The organism is Streptomyces sp. NPDC004629, from assembly GCF_042873595.1.
Taxonomy (GTDB): domain Bacteria; phylum Actinomycetota; class Actinomycetes; order Streptomycetales; family Streptomycetaceae; genus Streptomyces.
Window position 1 is genome coordinate 225,265 of the sequence record NZ_JBIALO010000005.1, and the last position, 17,520, is coordinate 242,784.

16 protein-coding genes, 1 tRNA gene and 1 pseudogene are annotated in these 17,520 nt (G+C 73.4%); 7 read left to right on the forward strand and 11 right to left on the reverse strand.

Annotation, left to right across the window (positions count from 1 at the left end; translation table 11 throughout):
- The first annotated feature begins 66 nt into the window (after positions 1-66).
- Complete coding sequence (locus ACFYTE_RS09855) at positions 67-1,068, forward strand: PAC2 family protein (RefSeq protein ID WP_388707273.1); 1,002 nt, start codon at positions 67-69, stop codon at positions 1,066-1,068.
- Between the two features lie 39 nt (positions 1,069-1,107).
- Here ACFYTE_RS09855 and ACFYTE_RS09860 read toward each other — a convergent pair whose 3' ends face one another.
- Positions 1,108-2,067, reverse strand: coding sequence for an SMP-30/gluconolactonase/LRE family protein (locus ACFYTE_RS09860; RefSeq protein WP_388707276.1), 960 nt, complete (start codon positions 2,065-2,067; stop codon positions 1,108-1,110).
- A 433-nt stretch (positions 2,068-2,500) separates the two neighbouring features.
- Positions 2,501-3,730, reverse strand: coding sequence for a cysteine--1-D-myo-inosityl 2-amino-2-deoxy-alpha-D-glucopyranoside ligase (mshC, locus tag ACFYTE_RS09865; RefSeq protein ID WP_388707279.1), 1,230 nt, complete (start codon positions 3,728-3,730; stop codon positions 2,501-2,503).
- Positions 3,731-3,913: 183 nt separating this feature from the next.
- Between mshC and ACFYTE_RS09870 the strand changes: the two are divergent.
- Positions 3,914-4,018: pseudogene (locus ACFYTE_RS09870) on the forward strand (CBS domain-containing protein); the annotation flags it as partial.
- A 46-nt stretch (positions 4,019-4,064) separates the two neighbouring features.
- On the opposite strand, the gene ACFYTE_RS09875 reads toward ACFYTE_RS09870, so the two are convergent.
- From ACFYTE_RS09875 to ACFYTE_RS09895, 5 genes are all read right to left on the reverse strand, one after another.
- Positions 4,065-4,895: an SCO1664 family protein gene (locus tag ACFYTE_RS09875; RefSeq protein ID WP_388707282.1), complete on the reverse strand. Its 831-nt coding sequence runs from the start codon at positions 4,893-4,895 to the stop codon at positions 4,065-4,067.
- Positions 4,859-5,449 (reverse strand): DUF3090 domain-containing protein, encoded by a 591-nt coding sequence (locus ACFYTE_RS09880; RefSeq protein WP_388707285.1) that lies wholly within the window; start codon positions 5,447-5,449, stop codon positions 4,859-4,861. The genes ACFYTE_RS09875 and ACFYTE_RS09880 overlap by 37 nt, the downstream gene beginning before the upstream one ends.
- Before the next feature lie 87 nt (positions 5,450-5,536).
- Positions 5,537-6,223 (reverse strand): histidine phosphatase family protein, encoded by a 687-nt coding sequence (locus tag ACFYTE_RS09885; RefSeq protein WP_388707288.1) that lies wholly within the window; start codon positions 6,221-6,223, stop codon positions 5,537-5,539.
- A 313-nt stretch (positions 6,224-6,536) separates the two neighbouring features.
- Positions 6,537-7,325, reverse strand: a complete 789-nt coding sequence (locus ACFYTE_RS09890) for a ferritin-like domain-containing protein (protein ID WP_388707291.1) — start codon at positions 7,323-7,325, stop codon at positions 6,537-6,539.
- A gap of 278 nt (positions 7,326-7,603) precedes the next feature.
- Complete coding sequence (locus ACFYTE_RS09895) at positions 7,604-8,659, reverse strand: LLM class F420-dependent oxidoreductase (protein WP_388707294.1); 1,056 nt, start codon at positions 8,657-8,659, stop codon at positions 7,604-7,606.
- Positions 8,660-9,454: 795 nt separating this feature from the next.
- Here ACFYTE_RS09895 and ACFYTE_RS09900 point away from each other — a divergent pair.
- Both ACFYTE_RS09900 and ACFYTE_RS09905 read left to right on the forward strand, forming a co-directional pair.
- Complete coding sequence (locus ACFYTE_RS09900; protein WP_388707297.1) at positions 9,455-10,438, forward strand: aldo/keto reductase; 984 nt, start codon at positions 9,455-9,457, stop codon at positions 10,436-10,438.
- Positions 10,435-12,690 (forward strand): helix-hairpin-helix domain-containing protein, encoded by a 2,256-nt coding sequence (locus tag ACFYTE_RS09905; RefSeq protein WP_388707300.1) that lies wholly within the window; start codon positions 10,435-10,437, stop codon positions 12,688-12,690. Before ACFYTE_RS09900 ends, ACFYTE_RS09905 begins: the two co-directional genes overlap by 4 nt.
- Positions 12,691-13,115: 425 nt before the next feature.
- Here ACFYTE_RS09905 and ACFYTE_RS09910 read toward each other — a convergent pair whose 3' ends face one another.
- The gene (locus tag ACFYTE_RS09910; RefSeq protein WP_388707303.1) at positions 13,116-13,811 is read right to left on the reverse strand and encodes a hypothetical protein; all 696 of its coding nucleotides are present in this window, start codon (positions 13,809-13,811) and stop codon (positions 13,116-13,118) included.
- Positions 13,812-13,858: 47 nt separating this feature from the next.
- On the opposite strand from ACFYTE_RS09910, the gene ACFYTE_RS09915 reads away from it, so the two are divergent.
- Positions 13,859-14,047 carry a DUF5703 family protein gene (locus ACFYTE_RS09915; protein ID WP_005485166.1) on the forward strand — a complete coding sequence of 63 codons (189 nt, stop codon included), beginning with the start codon at positions 13,859-13,861 and terminating at the stop codon, positions 14,045-14,047.
- Between the two features lie 65 nt (positions 14,048-14,112).
- Here ACFYTE_RS09915 and ACFYTE_RS09920 read toward each other — a convergent pair whose 3' ends face one another.
- The 3 genes from ACFYTE_RS09920 to ACFYTE_RS09930 all read right to left on the reverse strand — a co-directional run bounded on the left by ACFYTE_RS09920 (position 14,113) and on the right by ACFYTE_RS09930 (position 16,780).
- Positions 14,113-14,904, reverse strand: coding sequence for a chaplin family protein (locus ACFYTE_RS09920; RefSeq protein ID WP_388707306.1), 792 nt, complete (start codon positions 14,902-14,904; stop codon positions 14,113-14,115).
- A gap of 187 nt (positions 14,905-15,091) precedes the next feature.
- Complete coding sequence (chpH, locus tag ACFYTE_RS09925; protein WP_351729927.1) at positions 15,092-15,325, reverse strand: chaplin ChpH; 234 nt, start codon at positions 15,323-15,325, stop codon at positions 15,092-15,094.
- Between the two features lie 129 nt (positions 15,326-15,454).
- Entirely contained in the window at positions 15,455-16,780 is a 1,326-nt protein-coding gene (locus tag ACFYTE_RS09930; RefSeq protein ID WP_388707311.1) for a M20/M25/M40 family metallo-hydrolase, read from the reverse strand.
- A gap of 200 nt (positions 16,781-16,980) precedes the next feature.
- On the opposite strand from ACFYTE_RS09930, the gene ACFYTE_RS09935 reads away from it, so the two are divergent.
- Together ACFYTE_RS09935 and ACFYTE_RS09940 are read left to right on the forward strand one after the other, a co-directional pair.
- A tRNA-Leu gene (locus ACFYTE_RS09935) sits at positions 16,981-17,068 on the forward strand.
- Positions 17,069-17,128: 60 nt separating this feature from the next.
- Complete coding sequence (locus ACFYTE_RS09940) at positions 17,129-17,506, forward strand: YchJ family protein (RefSeq protein WP_388707314.1); 378 nt, start codon at positions 17,129-17,131, stop codon at positions 17,504-17,506.
- Positions 17,507-17,520: the final 14 nt, after the last annotated feature.

The window sequence follows — 17,520 nt, forward strand, 5'->3', positions numbered from 1 at the left end:
CGGGGGGCCCCGCCGGACGCCGTAAGGTTGGGACGTACGCGAGAGCACGTCGGAAGGAGGCGCTGGGTGATCGAGCTGGAGGGAGTTCCCGAGCTGATCGACCCAGTCATGGTGGCCGCGTTCGAGGGCTGGAACGATGCCGGCGACGCCGCCTCCACCGCGGTCGCTCATCTTGAGCGGGAGTGGAAGGGCGAGGTGTTCGCGGCGCTGGACGCCGAGGATTACTACGACTTCCAGGTGAACCGCCCCACGGTGTTCATGGACGGCGGCGTGCGCAAGATCACCTGGCCGACGACCCGATTGTCGGTGGTCCGGGTCGGCGGTGACAAGCCGCGGGACCTGGTGCTGATCCGCGGCATCGAACCGTCCATGCGGTGGCGCTCGTTCTGCAACGAGCTGCTGGGCTTCGCGCACGAGCTGGGCGTGGAGCTGGTGGTCATCCTGGGGGCGCTGCTCGGCGACACCCCGCACACGCGTCCGGTCCCGGTCAGCGGGGTCACGTCAGACCCGGACCTGGCCGACCGCATGGACCTGGAGGAGACCAAGTACGAGGGCCCCACGGGCATCGTCGGCGTGCTGCAGGAGGCGTGCACGCACGCGGGCGTACCGGCCGTCAGCCTGTGGGCCGCGGTGCCGCACTATGTGTCGCAGCCGCCCAACCCGAAGGCGACGCTGGCCCTGCTGAACCGTCTGGAGGACCTGCTGGACCTGCGCATTCCGCTGGGCGAGCTGGCGGAGGACGCGCGCGCCTGGCAGGTGGGCGTGGACCAGCTGGCGGCCGAGGACAGCGAGGTCGCCGAGTACGTCCAGACGCTGGAGGAGGCGCGGGACACCGCTGAGCTGCCGGAGGCGTCGGGCGAGGCGATCGCCCGGGAGTTCGAGCGGTATCTGCGGCGGCGGGACGTCAGCCCGCCCGGCGGGCACGCCACGGCGGACGGCGGGGACGGCCCCTCCCCGTCCTCGTACCGGCGGGACAACCCGCCCGGCAGGACCCGGCCGCCGAAGCCGCCGAAGCCCGGCGGTTCCGGTGCGTCGGACAACGACGACGAGGACACCTCGGAGGACTGAGCGGGGGCGGTTCGCACGGCGCACCGCCCCCCGTCCGTGTCATGCGTCGACGGCGGTCACGGAGTACGTCGTGTCCGGGGTCGGCGGCGTGGTGAACCGCGCGTTGGGCAGGTAGAGCCGGCCCCGGTGGACGGCCACGGTGGTCGGCACGTCGAAGCCGGGTGCGGTGATGCGCCGCCGGAAGACTCCGCTGCGGCCGTCGGGGGCGAGCCGGAAGACGTCGATCGCGTTCTGCCGGTTCTGTACGACGTACAGGGTGCGGCCTGCGACCAGCAGGCCGTCGCCGTTGGTGAGCGGTGCCGCGTCCCCGAGGTCGACGGTCTCGGTGAGCCCGGTGCGCGGGTCCACCCGGTGCAGCAGGCCGACCCCGGACTGCACCACGAGCAGCGCGGAGCCGTCCGGGGTGCGGGCTATGCCGTTGGCGTTCAGGGCGCCTTCGGGGCTCTGCTGCCAGTCGCCGCCGAGCGGCAGCCGTACGACGCCGTCCGCGTCCGGCAGCGCGCCGTCGCGGCCCAGCGGCAGGGCGTACAGGACGGGCTGGTAGGAGTCGGTGAACCAGGCGGCGCGCGGGGTGAGCAGCACGTCGTTGGCGAAGGTCGGGGTCGTGGTGGCCAGCGGGTACGACGCCAGGGTGACGCCGCTGCGGGCGTCCACCACGCGGGCGCCGGACTGCCGTCCCGCGATGAACAGCCGTCCGTGGGCGTCGAGTTTGAGGCCGACGGCGGGGGTGCCGGGCCCGGTGGAGATGATCCGGCCCTCGCCCGTGCGCAGATCGGCGCGGTAGACGGAGCCGTCGGCGAGGGAGCCGAGGTAGGCGTGGCGGCCCGCGCCGATGGTGATGCCCTCCGGCTGCCAACCGTTCGGCAGCCGGAGGGTGGTGGGCCAGGAGGCGGCATGGGCGGGTGCCGCGAGCGCCGCCGCGGCGGTCGTCGCGGCGGCGGCGGTGAGCAGCCGACGCCGGGTCAGGGCTGGTGCGAAGGAGCCGTGTGTGGGTGCCACGGGGTGACCTTCCGCGAGGGGACCGGCAGTTGGCCGGTCCAACGGTCAACTGACGCGTCCCACCCCATCACAGCAGCCGCGCGGTTCACAGCGCGCGCCCGTGACCGACAGCGGGACCAAGTCTCCCGACACCGCCAACTGCCCCCGCGCACGGGCCCCCGCCCAACAAGCCACCGTCCGCCCCACCCCGGACACACTCCCCCGACTGCCCCCGCCCAACTCCCCCAGCCACGCCCGGCCCGCACAGCGCCCCGCGCCCGACGTGCTCACCCGGCCAGGCCCGGTCAGCCGCAACCGGCCTTGCGGCCGCGGTCGACGTACTGCCGGGCCCACGCCCGGAATCTCCGGACCGCGGGCTACCCGCTGCCCGGCCACAGGCGTTGTGGTCGCCGGGCCACGGTCCGGCGTGGTGCCGGGTTGTGGGCCGGTGGGGTCACAGGGCGACGCCCAGTAGGGCGTCCGCTGCGCGCGAGACGATGCCCGGGGCGCCCGGGTCCGTACCGCCGTGCTCCTGCTGCTCGGCGGCCCACCGGTCGACGGCGGCCAGCGCGGCCGGGGCGTCGAGGTCGTGCGCCAGGGCCTCGCGAATCTCCTCGACGAGCGCCTCGGCGGACGGCCCGTCGGGCCGGGAGACCGCGGCGCGCCAGCGGCCGAGCCGGGCCACCGCGTCCGCCAGCACCCCGTCGGTCCACTCCCAGTCGGACCGGTAGTGGTGGGCGAGGAGGGCGAGCCGGATGGCGGCGGGCTCGACGCCGTCGCGGCGCAGCCGGGAGACGAAGACGAGGTTGCCCTTGGACTTCGACATCTTCTCGCCGTCCAGGGCGACCATGCCGGCGTGGACGTACGCCTTGGCCATGGGGAACTCGCCGGTCAGCACCTGGGCGTGCGAGGCGCCCATCTCGTGGTGCGGGAAGGCGAGGTCGGAGCCGCCGCCCTGGACGTCGAAGCCCATGCCGAGGTGGTCGAGGGCGATGGCGACGCACTCGATGTGCCAGCCGGGGCGGCCGGGGCCCAGGGAGCCGCCGTCCCAGCGGGGGTCGCCGTCGCGGGCGGCCATCCACAGCATCGGGTCGACCGGGTTCTTCTTGCCCGGGCGGTCCGGGTCGCCGCCGCGCTCGGCGGACAGCAGCCGCATGGCGGCGGCGTCGAGGTGCGAGACGCTGCCGAAGTGGGGGTCGGACTCGACGGAGAAGTAGGTGTCGCCTTCGAGTTCGTAGGCCGCGCCCAGGTCCCGCAGCCGCTCGATGAGCGGCACGATGCCCGGTATGGCCTCGACGGCGCCGATGTAGTGCTCGGGGGGCAGGATCCGCAGCGCGGTCATGTCCTCGCGGAACAGGGCGGTCTCCTGCTCAGCGAGGGCGACCCAGTCGACGCCGTCGCGCTGGGCGCGTTCCAGCAGCGGGTCGTCGACGTCGGTGACGTTCTGGACGTAGTGCACCTGGCGTTTGGTGTCGAGCCACACGCGCTGGACGAGGTCGAACGCGTTGTAGGTCGCCGCGTGCCCCATGTGGGTCGCGTCGTACGGCGTGATGCCGCAGACGTAGATACGGGCGACGGGACCGGGGACGAGAGTGACCAGGCCGCCGGTCGCGGTGTCGTGGATCCTCAGGTCGCGGCCCTGACCGGGCAGGGCGGGGACTTCGGAAGCGGGCCAGGCATGCATGTACATGAGACTAACCGGCGGCGAGTTCGGCCCACGAACCGGACCAGCCCAGATGGCCGGAAAGGCGATCTTGCGGACGGGCCGCCGATGTGCTCCGCCACCCGCCGGACGCTCCGCGGGAAGGGCCGTACCGCGCCGTCGGCCGGCTACGGCGGCTCGCGGCCGTCCGCGCGGTTCTTCGCGCACCCCGACGCCACGCTCGCCGAGGCCGACGCCCTGTGCGCGAAGTTCCGCATCGGCTGCGTCCCGGTGACGGACGGCGACAAGAGGCTGCTCGGCATCGTCACGCCTCTTCGGGGCTCTGCCGAACCACAGCGGACGTCGTTCGGTCCGCTCAGACGGGCGGCCAGGGAATGGCGGGCCATTCCCCGCTCGGCTCCGGGTGGGTCCCGGACGTCAGCAGCGCCTCGACACGCGCGCGTGTGGCCGTCAGCTCCGCCGCCGTGATCAGCCCGGCCAGCCGGCCGGCCAGTGCGCCGCCGGCGCTCAGCGCGTCGCGCAGGTCCTTGAGGACGTCGACCGCCTCGGGGGTGAGCGGTTCGCCCGCCCAGCCCCACAGCAGCGTGCGCAGCTTGTTCTCGGCGTTGAAGGTGACCCCGTGATCGATGCCGTACAGCCGTCCGTCGGCGGTCGGCAGCAGATGGCCGCCCTTGCGGTCGGCGTTGTTGATCACCGCGTCGAGGACGGCGAGCCGGCGCAGCCGCTCGTCGTCGGCGTGCACGAGCAGCGCCGTGCGGCCCTCGGCGACCTCGGCGAGGCCGATCGCCTTCCAGCCCGGTTCGAGTTCCTCGCCGTCGACCAGGGCGAGCAGTTCGGCCTCGGGGGCCGCCTCGATCCACAGCTGGCACATGCCCTCGCCGTAGGGTCCCTGCCGCAGCACCGTGGGCGGCACCAGTCCCCAGCCGGTGGCCTCGGAGACCTCGTATGCGGCCACCTCACGCTCGGCGAGGGTGCCGTCGGGGAAGTCCCACAGGGGGCGCTCCCCGGCGACCGGCTTGTAGACGCAGGACGCCTCCTGCCCGTCGTGGGCGACCGTGCAGAACAGCGCGGCGTTGGACGCGTCGCGGATGCGGCCGCGTACCGTCAGCTCGCCCCTGGCCAGCAGCTCGGCGGGGGCGGTGGCGGGCGTCACGCTCCGCGGCGGTATCCGTTCTGGCGCGGACATACGTGTCCTTCCGGATCGAGCGGCAGGCTGCACAGCGGGCACGGCGGCCTTCCGGCGTTGACGACGTCGAGGGCGCGTTTGGCGAAGGCCCTGGCTTGCGCGCCGCTGAGCCGGACCCGGAGCATCGGGGGTCCGTGCTCCTCGTCCTGGAGCAGCCGTTCCTCGGCCTCGGCGAGGTCCTCGTCGGAGTCGGCGTCCAGCTCCACCAGGGCCTGGGCCTCGACGATCATGCGCTGTTCGTCGCCGTCCCAGGCCAGGGCCATGGTGCCGACGCGGAACTCCTCCTCGATGGGGGTGTCGAGCGGGGCGGAGTCCGCGATCTCGTTCGGGGCGACCGCGGGCACCGGCGCGCTGCCGCCGCTACGGCGTACCACCTCGTCGAGCAGTTCGTCCATGCGCTCCGCGAGTGCGGCGACCTGGGTCTTCTCCAGGGCCACGCTGGTCACCCGGGGGCCGGCGGAAGCCTGGAGGAAGAACGTACGGCGCCCGGGCAGCCCGACCGTGCCGGCCACGAAGCGGTCCGGCGGGTCGTAGAGGAACACCTGACGGGACACGTCCTGTCTCCATTGGAATCGAGAATGCGTGAAGGTCCATGCGTGAACGCGATGCTGTCAACCGCTTCACCCTACTGCGGCCGACGATCACGGTGCGCCCGCACCGCCTCCGACCGGAGCGTCTTCACCGGGCGGTTCCTCGCGTGGCACAAGGGAGGCGAAATCCCCGGTGTCACCGAGGCGAACGAGGAACGGCCGCAGCCGCGTGTACCGGATCGCGGTGACGGAGCAGGGTTCGACGGAGATCCGCTGGAACAGGTCGAGGTGCAGGCCGAGCGCGTCGGCGACGAGGGACTTGATGACGTCGCCGTGCGAGCACATCAGGTAGACGGCGTCCGGGCCGTGGTCGCGTTCCACGCGCGCGTTCCACTCGCGCACGGCCTCCGCGGCGCGGGCCTGCATGGCCCGCATGGACTCGCCTCCGGGGAACGCGGCGGCCGACGGATGCGCCTGTACGACCTGCATCAGCGGCTCGTCGTTCAGTTCGGCGAGCTTGCGTCCGGTCCAGTCTCCGTAGTGACACTCCCCGATCCGGTCGTCGGTGTGGGCGTTCAGTCCCGGCCGGGACTCCAGGAGTGGCCGGATCGTCTCCTGGCAGCGTTGCAGAGGGCTGGTGACCGCTTCGGCGAGGGGCAGCGCGGCGAGCCGTCCTGGCAGTGCGGCGGCCTGTGCGGCGCCGCGCTCGTCCAGGGCGACGCCGGGCGTCCAGCCGGCCAGCTCGCCCGCGGTGTTGGCGGTGGAACGTCCGTGCCTTACGAGGATCAGCGTGGGCATGCGGCCCAGGGTAAGCGTCCGCCCGAGGTGCCCGGGGTTGCCGGTGCCGCGAAGTGCGGGCGTGACGGGCCGGCCCCCCGCGTTCCTCGCCCCGGTCGCCGGGGAGTTCGGGCCGCGTCCGCCGTCTGGCCGTCTGGCCGGCCGGCCGGCTTAGAAGCGCTGAATCCGCGTCAGCGGTTCGAACCGGGGACCTCGATGGCCGCCTCGCGCGCGTGGACGGCTGTGCAGGAGGGTGTGGGCCGGCGGGCGTTCTGGCGGCGCGTCCGGCGCGGTTGCGCGTCCGTGGGACGGCGCGATGCGGGGGCGTTCGCCGTCAGGCGAATTCGGGGGCGGTGGGTGCGGGGCCGCCGAGGGCGTTGCGGCGCTCGGGCATCCGCAGGGACACCATGCGCCGCCAGCCCGTGGCCCGCTCGTAGCCGTACACGGCGTGGATGCCGGCCGCGAGCAGCGCGGACTTGGCCTTCGGCCAGCCGAGGATGCGGCCCATGTGGGCCATGACGGCGAGGCTGACGTCCCGGTAGATCCGGATCTCGGCCAGGGCGCAGTCGCGCAGGGCGCGCTGGATGGCGGGGCCGTGGCCGGCCTGCGCGAGGCGCAGCAGTTCCTCGTGGCAGTAGGCGAGGTGGTTGTCCTCGTCGTTCGAGATCATCTTCACGGCGCGGCCGAGATCCGGGTGGTCGCCGAAGTGCTTGCGCAGCATCGCCATCTGCTCGCAGGCCCGCTGCTCGGTGACCCGGCTGTGGGCGAGGTAGACGATGAGGTCCTGGACCGTCAGCGGCTCCTCGGCGTTGAGCTTGTCGTGGGCGAGTCCGATGCCGTGGCGTTCCAGGAGCATGGTGTAGTCCGTCTCCGGCGGGACCGGGGCGGGCCGCAGACCGCGCTTGTTCATCAGTGCGTTGAAGATGCGTCCGTGCTTGTCCTCGTCGGCGCCGTGGCGGGTGATCTTGGGGGCGAGTGCGCGTTCGCCCGGTGGCACGAGTGCGGCGATCCGCGCGTTCTCCCAGCCGCCCTGCGATTCCCCGCTGGCCGCGATGGAGCAGAAGAGCCGGAAGGACTCGTCGTTGTCGAGGATCTCCTGGAACAGACTCTTGGCCGAAAGCATCTGGGCACCTTCCTGCGGGACACCCGGGCTCCGCGGGGCTCCGCCGGTTTCCGTGGGATTCCGCAAAGAACGAGTCAAATGCCGCACAGAAGGTGCCGCAACAGGTATGTCGGACAACTCCGCCGAACGGATGAGCCGTCGGGTCGTGTCGGTGGCGTAACCGTGCGGGCGCGGGCGCGTTGTTCCCCGTGACGGCCGTGGCGGGGAAGACCCCCCGAGCCCCCACCACGGCCGCGAGAACTCCCTTCTCCGGATCTCCGGACGCCGCGGGCCTCGCCTCAGGCGAGGCCCGCGCGGTCCAGTGCCTCGGTGCCGGCGCGCAGGGAGGCGATCCGCTCGTCGAGTGTGAAGCCCGCGGGGGCGAGGGTGAGGGTGGTGACCCCGGCCGCGGCGTAGGCCCTCATACGGTCGGCGATGCGGTCGACGGAGCCGAGCAGGGTGGTCCGGTCGATCAGGTCCTGCGGTACGGCGGCCGCGGCGCCCTGCTTGTCACCCGAGAGGTACTTGTCCTGGATCTCGGCGGCTTCCTTCTCGTAGCCCATGCGCCGGGCGAGCTGGTTGTAGAAGTTCTGCTTGCGGCTGCCCATGCCGCCGACGTACAGGGCGGTGTAGGGGCGGAAGGTGTCGGCGAGCCGGGACACGTCCTTGTCGTCGCCGACGGCGAGCGGCAGGGTGGGGCAGACGTCGAACCCGTCGAGGCCCTTGCCCGCCTTCTCGCGCCCGGCGCGCAGGTACTTGACGGCCGTCTCCTCCAGGTGGTCGGCCGAGGGGAAGATGAGCAGCGCCCCGTCGGCGATCTCCCCGGTCTGCTCCAGGTTCCTGGGCCCGATGGCGGCGATGTAGAGCGGGATGTGCTCGCGCTGCGGGTGCACGGTCAGCTTGATCGGCTTGCCGGGGCCGCCGGGCAGCGGCAGCGTCCAGTGCTCGCCCTCGTACGACAGGCGTTCGCGGGTCATGGCCCGGCGGACGATCTCGACGTACTCGCGGGTGCGGGCGAGGGGCTTGTCGAACGTGACCCCGTACCAGCCCTCGGAGACCTGCGGGCCCGAGACGCCGAGGCCGAGCCGGAAACGGCCGCCGGACAGCGAGTCGAGGGTCGCGGCGGTCATCGCGGTCATGGCGGGCTGACGGGCCGGGATCTGGAAGATGGCCGAGCCGACGTCGATCCGCTCCGTGTGTGCGGCGACCCAGGTCAGCACGGTGGCCGCGTCCGATCCGTACGCCTCGGCGGCCCAGCACACGGCGTACCCCAGCCGCTCGGCCTCCTTGGCCACGGCCAGATTGTCCGCGTCCATCCCGGCGCCCCAGTACCCGAGGTTGATCCCGAGCTGCATGACCGATTCCCCTTACCCGCAAGTAACGTCCCTGTCGGCCAGACCCTAGCGCGCCCCGGCCTCCCACGGCAGGTGCGGCCGGGGGAACGCCGGCACTTCGTGCGGGAGCGGAACGGGTCGGCGCACGCGGGGGTGGCGGGAGGGCGCCACGGTGCGGTCGCCGAGGCGTGCCGTGACCGGCGCCCGCGCGGGGGCCGGCGGGAGGGACGGGGCCGACGGTTCGCCCTTGCGCGTGCCGGGGTGGATGAGGTGCGGGCCCGGCCGCGGATCGGCCGCGGCCGTCTTGTGGGCCGCCACGGGTCGCCGGGTGGCGGAGGCGGGGTACGACGGAGGCGCCGGCTGAGCCGGTCGCGGTGCCGGGAGAGGGCGGGCGCCTCGCGTGCTCATCCGGTTCGGCAGGACGGCGGGGTGAGGCAGGTGCGGGCCGCCGGCCGTGGCCGCGGCACTGCGTGATGCGCAAGGTGCTCGCCGGGCGCGACGCGGTGTCGGAGCCCGCGGCGCGGACCGCGGATCTCCGCCGCAGGCCGCTGGGGCAGCGGCCTGCCGGACGGCGGCGCCGAGCGCGTCGTCCTCGGGCGGCTGTGCACGACTTCTCGTGGCCCAGGCGGGTTCCGGGACTCGGGGGATCAGGCGATCGGATCCGGCGAGGGCGGCTGCCCGTGGCCCCGCTTCCGGTCCGGCCGTCCAGTCCGCCCGCGCCCCGTCGCAACACGCGGTCGCGGGGGTCGAGTGGCGGGCGAATCGGTTGTCCACAGGTGCCCACGGGGGCAGTTCCGGCCAGTAGGGTCGACGGACATGGAGCAGAGGCATCTCGGCCGTACCGGCCTGCGCGTGTCCCGGATCGGACTCGGCACCCTCACCTGGGGCCGGGACACCGACGAGCACGACGCCGCGGACATGCTGAAGGCATTCTGGGAGGCGGGCGGGACCCTCGTCGACACCGCGGACGTGTACGGCGCGGGTGAGGCCGAGTATCTGCTCGGACAGCTGATAGAAGGGCTCGTACCGCGCCAGGACCTGGTCATCTCGACGAAGGCGGGGAGCGTACCGGACCCGGACCGCCGTTTCGACGGCTCGCGCGGCCATCTGCTGGCCGCGCTCGACGCCTCCCTGGCCCGCCTCGGCACGGACTACGTCGACGTCTGGCACATCCACGCCTTCGACCCGCACACCCCGCTGGAGGAGACCCTTCAGGCCCTCGACCTGGCCGTCAGCAGCGGTCGCGCGCGCTACGCGGGTGTCTCCAACTTCTGCGGCTGGCAACTCGCCAAGGCCGCCACCTGGCAGCTGTCCCAGCCGGGCACCCGCACCCGGCTGGCGAGCACGCAGATGGAGTACTCGCTGCTCCAGCGCGGCGTGGAACGCGAAGTGCTGCCCGCCGCCCTCGACCTGGGCGTCGGCCTGCTGCCCTCGTCCCCGCTCGGCCGCGGCGTGCTGACCGGCAAGTACCGCAACGCGACGCCGTCGGACTCGCGCGGCGCCTCCGAGCACCTGGCTCCGTTCGTCGCGCCGTACCTGGACGACACCGCGAGCCGGATCGTGGACGCCGTGGCGACGGCGGCTGACGGGCTCGCGGTCACCCCGCTCCAGGTCGCCCTCGCCTGGGTGCGCGACCGCCCCGGCGTGGCCGCCCCGATCATCGGCTCGCGCAACGCGCAGCAGCTCACGGCGGCGTTGTCAGTGGAGGCGCTTAGTCTTCCTGACGAGATCTGCCGAGCGCTGGACGACGTGTCGGCGCCCCTGCACCGCTATCCCGATCACGACTGGAGCACGCTGTGAGCACGGACCCGGAGACCACGGAGGAAGCCCGGCCGGGGACCTTGGAGGCGACGGAACCGGAAGCCGCGGACGCCCTGGAACCCGCGGACGGGAAACAGAGCGCGGGCGAGGAGGGCGCCGAGCCGTCCGGCGCCGCGGCGAGCGAGGGCGGCACCGAGGCCGCGGCCCAGCGATCCGAGGCGGAGGCGGAACTCGCCGCCCAGCGCGTCGAGCGGGAGCGGATCGAGCGGCGCAAGGCCGACAAGAAGGGGCCGATCGAGAGCGGCGCCAAGCTCAGCGGCACGGCGGCCGACCTGCTCGCGGCCGTGCGGGCCGTGGAGACCGGCGAGCGGCCGGCCGCCGAGGTCTTCGGCGAGGCGGCGCCCGCCCCGCGCAGGCAGGCCGCTCCGGAGCCCGCGCGTCGGCCGCAGCCCGCCCCGGCCGCCGAACCCACCGCCCCGGCACCGGCGGCGGTCGACGCGGTGCGCGCGGTACTGAGCGACGGCGGCGCCCCCGAAAGCCTCGCCTCCCAGGTGGCCGCGGCGCTCGGCGAGGGCGCGGACGCCCAGCTGCGGTCCGATCCCTGGCTGTTGCTGCGGGTCGGCGGCGTACGGCCGGAGCAGGCCGACGGCTTCGCGCGGGCGCTGCTCGGCGCCGAGTGCGGCCCGGACGACGAGCGGCGCGGCCGGGCGGTGACCGGCTGGCTGCTGGAGCAGGCGGCGCTGGCCGGACACACCGCCCTGGAGATGCCCGCGCTGCTCGCCGCGCTGGCCCAGCGGGGCGTGCCGGATCCGGACGCGGCCGTGCAGGGCACGCTCGCCGAGGGCGAGGCCCTGGTCTTCCAGGACGCCTTGGAGGAGCCGGGCGCCCCGGCCCGGCCGCGACCGGCGGAGGACTCCGGGGACGGCGGGTACGGCGAGGACGGCGAGGACGCCGAGGACGCCGAGGAGGAGCGGCCCGTCCGGGTCCTCGTCGGTCTTGAGCGGTACGCGCTCGCCGAGGAGAGCCTTGCCGACGGCCTGGCCCGCCTGGTCAACTCCGTACCGAAGCAGGACGGCCCGGCCGAGGCCCGGCAGCGGGCGGCCACGACCGCGGGAGGCTCGGCGGGCGAGCTGATCGCGGCGGTCGCGGGGCACGGGCTGGTGCTGCACACGGGCGGCCACGCGTCCCTCGTCGACCCGGCCCGCCTGCTGCACGAGGCGCCGGCGCTGGGCCTGCGGGCCTGGGCCGCCGCGCACACGGCCGGCGGCCGGGACGAGTGCGCGGCGCTGCTCGCCGGCTTCGACGGCCCGGACGCACCGGCGGACCGGGCCGGCTGCGGCACCGCGACCGTGGCGGGGCTGCTGGCGGGCGCCGAGGGACCGGGGCGGGACACGGACGGCGCCCTGGACCTCGACCTGCTGATCGTGCTCGACGCGCCCCAGCTCGATGTCGAGACCGCCGCCCTGCTCGTGGAGTCGCTGCCGGACGGGGCGCGGCTGGTGCTGTCCGGTGACCCGGCGGTCCTGTGGTCGGCCGGGCCCGGACGGGTCTTCGCCGATCTGCTGCTGACGCGGGCGTGCCCGCAGATCGCGTCGCGGGTGCCCGACCCGGGACCGCTCGGCGAACTCGTCTCCGGTATCGGCATCGGCGAACTGAACCAGGTCGAGGCGCCCGGCAAGGAGGTCGTGATCGTGCCCGTGCGGGACGCGGGCGAGGCCGTGCACCGGACCGTGCAGCTGGTCGCGGACTCGGTGCCGCGGGCCATCGGCGTCCCGGCCGAGCAGACCGTGGTGATCACGCCGGGGCACGGCGGAGCGGCCGGCACCCGCGCCCTCAACGCGGCGCTCAAGGAACGGCTCAACCCGGGGCCCGGCCGCTTCGGCGGCTTCGACCCGGGCGACCGGATCGCCTACTCCCCCGCTCCCGGCCGTACGCTCCCCGGCCGGGTCGTGCAGGCCGACGCCGACGGACTGCATCTGTCCTGCGCGGGCGGGCCGGTCGTGGTGGCGCGGGAGCAGGTGGAGCGGTCCGTGCGGCACGGGTGGGCGCTGACCGCGCACCAGGCGGCGGGCGCCCGGTGGCCGGCGGTGGTCGTGGTGCTGCCCGGCGATGCCGCGCAGACGCTCAGCAGACCGTGGGTGTACACGGCGTTCGGCCGTGCCGACCGCCATCTGTCCGTGGTGCACGGCGTGGAGCAGGCCCTGTCCAGAGCGGTCGCCGAGGTCCCCGCCAAGCCCCGCAGCACCCGGCTGCCGGCCCTGCTGCGCGCCCAGCTCCCGCCGGCCGGCTGACCCGCCCGCCCTCGGGGGCGGTTCGACGGCGGCACGGCCACGACCGGCGAACACCGACGACGACACGGACCCAACGACGGCACCGGCACGAAGACGGCATGCGACGACGCCGCCTGTGCGACCGGATACGGCGAGTGACCTGCGGCGGCGAGACACGGCCATGGGCCAAGCACGGGCGGGGGCCGGACGCGGCGGCGGGCCAAGCAGGGGGCGTGGACCAAACACGGGCGTGGGCCAAACGCAGCAGCGGGCCAAGCACAGGCGTGCGCATCACAGCGGCGGGCCAAACACAGGCGTGAGCCGGACGCAGCGGTGAGCCAAGCACAGGCGTGAGCCGGACACAGCGGCGGGCCAAACACAGGCGTGAGCCGGACACAGCGGTGCCGCGCGGGGCTCATGCCCGCGCGGCACCGGCGTCGGTCGGTTCAGCGATCCGCGTCCAGGGGCTCCAGGTCCTCGTCGCCGTCCAGGTCCAGCTCGTCCGCAAGATCGTCGTCGGCCTCGTCCGCGGAGTCCTCGTCGTCGAAGACGGCGCTGACGTCGAAGCGGCAGACCACCCGCTGCGGGTCGATCTGCTCGAACGGCGCCTCCAGCCACTCACCGGGTTCGGCGGGCTCGTCCGCCGCGGTCACCCACAGCGTCGAGTCGCCCTCCTCCAGGCCGAACTCCTTGTGCCGGGAGGCGATCTCGTCCGGTTCGAACTCGCCGAACAGGATCCCCAGCGCCTCGTGCACGGTGCCGGAGGCATCCACGCCCGCGCCCTCCTCGTACTCCGCCGCCTCGACCCGCTCGGCCTGGGCCAGCAGCCGCTGCGGTTCCACCACGGCGTAGTCGCGGCGGATCAGCACGCTCAGGGCGTTCGGTTCCTCCGGCCCCGCGTACGGCGGCAGCGACTCATCCGTGCCGGGGATCTCGAAGGGCGTGACCTCGTCGTAGCGGTCGTAGAGCAACTCGTCGTAGGCCTCGGCGGCCGCCGCGAGCTGGTTGAACGCCTCGTAGACGGCCGGGTCGTCCTCACCCGACCTGCGTTCGACCGCGGCCAGGTGGCGGTCGAGCGCGGTCTTGACCGCCTCGGCGGCGGCGCGTACCTCGGCAGCGGTGGGCTGCGCAGCATCAGACATAGTGCAGACGCTATCCGTACCCGGCCCCAGCCCGCACAATAGATGCGATGCCGGAATACGAATTTGTCGACGTGTACGTCCCGCGGGGGGTGTCCCGAAAGGACGCCACACGTCTGCTGACGGACCATGCCGAGTACGGACACTGGGAGTTGGACCGACTGAGCCTGCTGCGCGACGGCAGCCGCAGGGTGCGGTTGCGCCGGCGGATCATCCGCCAGGTGCGTGCCACGTGGTGAGACAGAGCACCTGACCGGAGCGGCCCCGCACGACGGGGCCGCTCCGTCTCACCGCCGTCCGCGCGTCACGCCGCGGCCCGCGCCTTGCGGTAGAGCACCGCGCCGGCCAGCAGCGCCCCCGCGCTCAGCGGGAGGGCGGCGCCGATCGGCAGGCCGCTGCCGGTGTGGGCGAGCTGTGCGGCTGCGCCGGGTCGGGTGACGGAGCTGTCGCCCTGCGGGCGGACGTGCGAGGTGTGGGCGGCCGGTGTTTCGCCGCCCTTGGCGGGCGGGGTGCCCGGCGTACTCGGGTGGTCCGGGTTTCCGGGCGGGGTCGTGTGACCGCCACCGGGAGGGGTTTCCTGGCCGCCACCCGGAGGTGTCTCCTGCCCGCCACCAGGAGGGGTTTCCTGCCCGCCGCCCGGAGGGGTTTCGTGGCCGCCGCCCGTGCCGTTGGCGCAGTCGTTCCCGGTCGCGGCGTTGCCGGCCCCGATGACGGCGACGCTGTTGCCGCACACATTCACCGGCACGTCGATCGGCACCTGCACCGTGTTGCCGGAGCCCACGCCGGACGAGCCGTCGGTGTGCCCGCCCGTGTGCGCACCGCCCGAGTCGCCGTGACCGCCCTCGGCGTCGCCCGCACGTTGGGTGCAGGCGTTGCCCACCGCCGGGTTGAGGACTCCGATGATGTTCACGGTGTTGCCGCAGACGTTCACCGGCACGTGCACGGGCACCTGGACGGTGTTGCCGGACAGCACGCCGGGCGAGTGCGTGGCGGTGCCGCCCGCGCCCGCGTCGGCGTGGGCGTATCCGCTGGTGGCGGCGAGCGCGCCGGTGGCCGCCATCACGGTGATCAGGCCCTTGCGGGTGCCCTGTCGCATAGGTGAATCCCCCCTGCCTTCGATGAGGTTGTTCTGTTCCTGCTTTGTTCTGCGCTGCTTTGCTGTGCGCTGAATTCCCCGGCTGCCGTTCCGCGGGGCGGATGCGTCCGCGAGGAAACCGGTCGGCCCCGGAGCGCATGGCGCGCGCTCCGGGGCCGACGAGAGGACGCCCCTCAGGGAGTCGACGTCACTTGTTGACGCAGGTGTTGCCGAAGGCGGGGTTCAGCAGCCCGATCACCGAGATCGTGTTGCCGCAGACGTTCACCGGGACGTGCACCGGAACCTGGATGACATTGCCGGAGACGACGCCCGGGGACTGCACGGCGGCACCCTGGGCACCGGAGTCCGCGACGGCGAGACCCGCGCCCGCGAGAACCAGACCACCAGTGGCAGCCGCAGCAGCGACGACCTTCTTGATCATTCTTCCTCCTTGTTGGCAAGAGCGGCCCCAGCTGCGGACCGCATCACGTGTAACGAGGAGGGAGTAATGCGGCTACGAGCGTATGGTCGCATTCACCCGTCCCAGTGGACTCCGCACGCGTGGCCGATTTCAGGACGCGTCGATGAACCGGTCGAGCACCCGCACACCGAACTTCAGGCCGTCCACCGGCACGCGTTCGTCGACGCCGTGGAACATGCCCGCGAAGTCCAGCTCCGGGGGCAGCTTCAGGGGCGCGAAGCCGAAGCCCCGGATGCCCAGGTCGTCGAAGGACTTGGCGTCCGTGCCGCCGGAGAGCATGTACGGGATCGCCTTGGCGGCCGGGTCCTCGGCGACCAGCGCGGACTGCATCGCCTCCACAAGGGCGCCGTCGAAGCCGGTCTCGACGGCCTTGTCGGAGTGCACGTCCTCCCGTCGCACCTTCGGCCCGAGGATCCGGTCGAGGTCGGCGAGGAACTCCTCCTCGTACCCGGGCAGGAACCGCCCGTCGACGTGCGCGGTGGCCTCGCCCGGGATGACGTTGACCTTGTAACCGGCGTCCAGCTGCGTGGGGTTGGCCGTGTTGCTCAGGGTCGCGCCGATGAGCTTGGCGATGCCGCCGAGCTTGGCCAGCGTCGCCTCCATGTTCTCCGGGTCCAGTTCGGTGCCGAGCGCGTCGCCCAGTTCGTCGAGGAAGGCCCGGGTGGTCTTGGTGACCCGCACCGGGAACCGGTGCCGGCCGACCCGGGCGACCGCCTCGGACAGCTCGGTGATCGCGTTGTCCCGGTGGATCATCGAACCGTGTCCGGCGGTTCCGGCCACGGTCAGCTTCATCCAGTGCATGCCCTTCTCGGCCGTCTGGATCAGATAGAGGCGGCGCTGCTCGTTCACGGTGAACGAGAAACCGCCGACCTCGCTGATCGCCTCGGTGACGCCCTCGAACAGCCCGGGGTGGTTGTCGACCAGCCACCGGGCGCCGTAGGTGCCTCCCGCCTCCTCGTCGGCGAGGAAGGCGAGCACGATGTCCCGCGGCGGGCGCCGGCCGCTGCGCAGCCGGTCACGCACGACGGCCAGGGTCATGGCGTCCATGTCCTTCATGTCCACGGCGCCGCGCCCCCAGACGCAGCCGTCCGTGACCTCACCGGAGAACGGGTGGTGGGTCCAGTCGTCCGCGTGGGCCGGTACGACGTCGAGGTGGCCGTGGATCAGCAGTGCGGGCCGGGACGGGTCCTCGCCCTCGATGCGGGCCACGGTCGAGGCGCGCCCCGGGTGCGACTCGAAGACGCTCGGTTCGAGGCCCACCTCGGCGAGCTTCTCGGCGACGTATTCGGCGGCCTTGCGCTCACCCGGGCCCGAGTGGTCGCCGTAGTTGCTGGTGTCGATCTGGATCAGCTCGCGGCAGAGGTCCACGACCTCGTCCTCGCCGGTGACGCCCCTGGCCGTGTCCGTCTCGCTCACGCTGCTTCCTCCCGCGCTGTCGCTGCTGGTGATCCCCCCTCATCCTCCCTCGCCGCCGCCCCGGTCCCAAGCCCGGTCCCGGCCCGTCACAAGGCGTTCACGCGGGACCGGGGGCGGGGACGGGGCGTGATCGGCCACTCTCGAAAGCCTGGTAATGTTTCCTTCGTCGCCGCGGGGGAAACCCGCGCGACGGACACCTTGTCCGGGTGGCGGAATGGCAGACGCGCTAGCTTGAGGTGCTAGTGCCCTTTATCGGGCGTGGGGGTTCAAGTCCCCCCTCGGACACCAGTCAAGACCCCTGTTGATCAGGGGTCTTTCTGTTTGGTTGTGGTCCCGCACAATGGGGGCATGACGACGCGTTCTTGGTGTCCGTGTGGGCTGGGCGGGGAGTACGAGGGGTGTTGCGGGCGGTATCACCGGGGGGCGGGTGCGGCGCCGACCGCTGAGGCGCTGATGCGGTCGCGGTACGCGGCCTTCGTGCGGGGGGACGCGGGGTATCTGCTGCGCACCTGGCATCCGCGAACCCGGCCCGTGCGGCTCGACCTCGATCCGGGGCTGCCGTGGACCGGCCTTGAGGTGCTGGGCACGACGGACGGCTCGGCCTTCCACACCACCGGGACCGTGACCTTCCGGGCCTCCTACCGGGGCGGCTCGCTGCACGAGCGCAGCCGGTTCGAGCGGGTCGACGGGGCGTGGGCGTACGTCGACGGGGATGTCCTCGGCTGACAGCCGGGTGCCCG

Coding starts and splice junctions, on each gene's coding strand:
- ACFYTE_RS09910 (WP_388707303.1), bottom strand. CDS start 13,811: ATGTCTGATGCTGCGCAGCCCACCGCTGCCGAGGTACGCGCCGCCGCC.
- ACFYTE_RS09915 (WP_005485166.1), top strand. CDS start 13,859: ATGCCGGAATACGAATTTGTCGACGTGTACGTCCCGCGGGGGGTGTCC.
- ACFYTE_RS09900 (WP_388707297.1), top strand. CDS start 9,455: ATGGAGCAGAGGCATCTCGGCCGTACCGGCCTGCGCGTGTCCCGGATC.
- ACFYTE_RS09890 (WP_388707291.1), bottom strand. CDS start 7,325: ATGCTTTCGGCCAAGAGTCTGTTCCAGGAGATCCTCGACAACGACGAG.
- ACFYTE_RS09895 (WP_388707294.1), bottom strand. CDS start 8,659: ATGCAGCTCGGGATCAACCTCGGGTACTGGGGCGCCGGGATGGACGCG.
- ACFYTE_RS09940 (WP_388707314.1), top strand. CDS start 17,129: ATGACGACGCGTTCTTGGTGTCCGTGTGGGCTGGGCGGGGAGTACGAG.
- chpH (WP_351729927.1), bottom strand. CDS start 15,325: ATGATCAAGAAGGTCGTCGCTGCTGCGGCTGCCACTGGTGGTCTGGTT.
- ACFYTE_RS09920 (WP_388707306.1), bottom strand. CDS start 14,904: ATGCGACAGGGCACCCGCAAGGGCCTGATCACCGTGATGGCGGCCACC.
- ACFYTE_RS09885 (WP_388707288.1), bottom strand. CDS start 6,223: ATGCCCACGCTGATCCTCGTAAGGCACGGACGTTCCACCGCCAACACC.
- mshC (WP_388707279.1), bottom strand. CDS start 3,730: ATGCATGCCTGGCCCGCTTCCGAAGTCCCCGCCCTGCCCGGTCAGGGC.
- ACFYTE_RS09875 (WP_388707282.1), bottom strand. CDS start 4,895: ATGTCCGCGCCAGAACGGATACCGCCGCGGAGCGTGACGCCCGCCACC.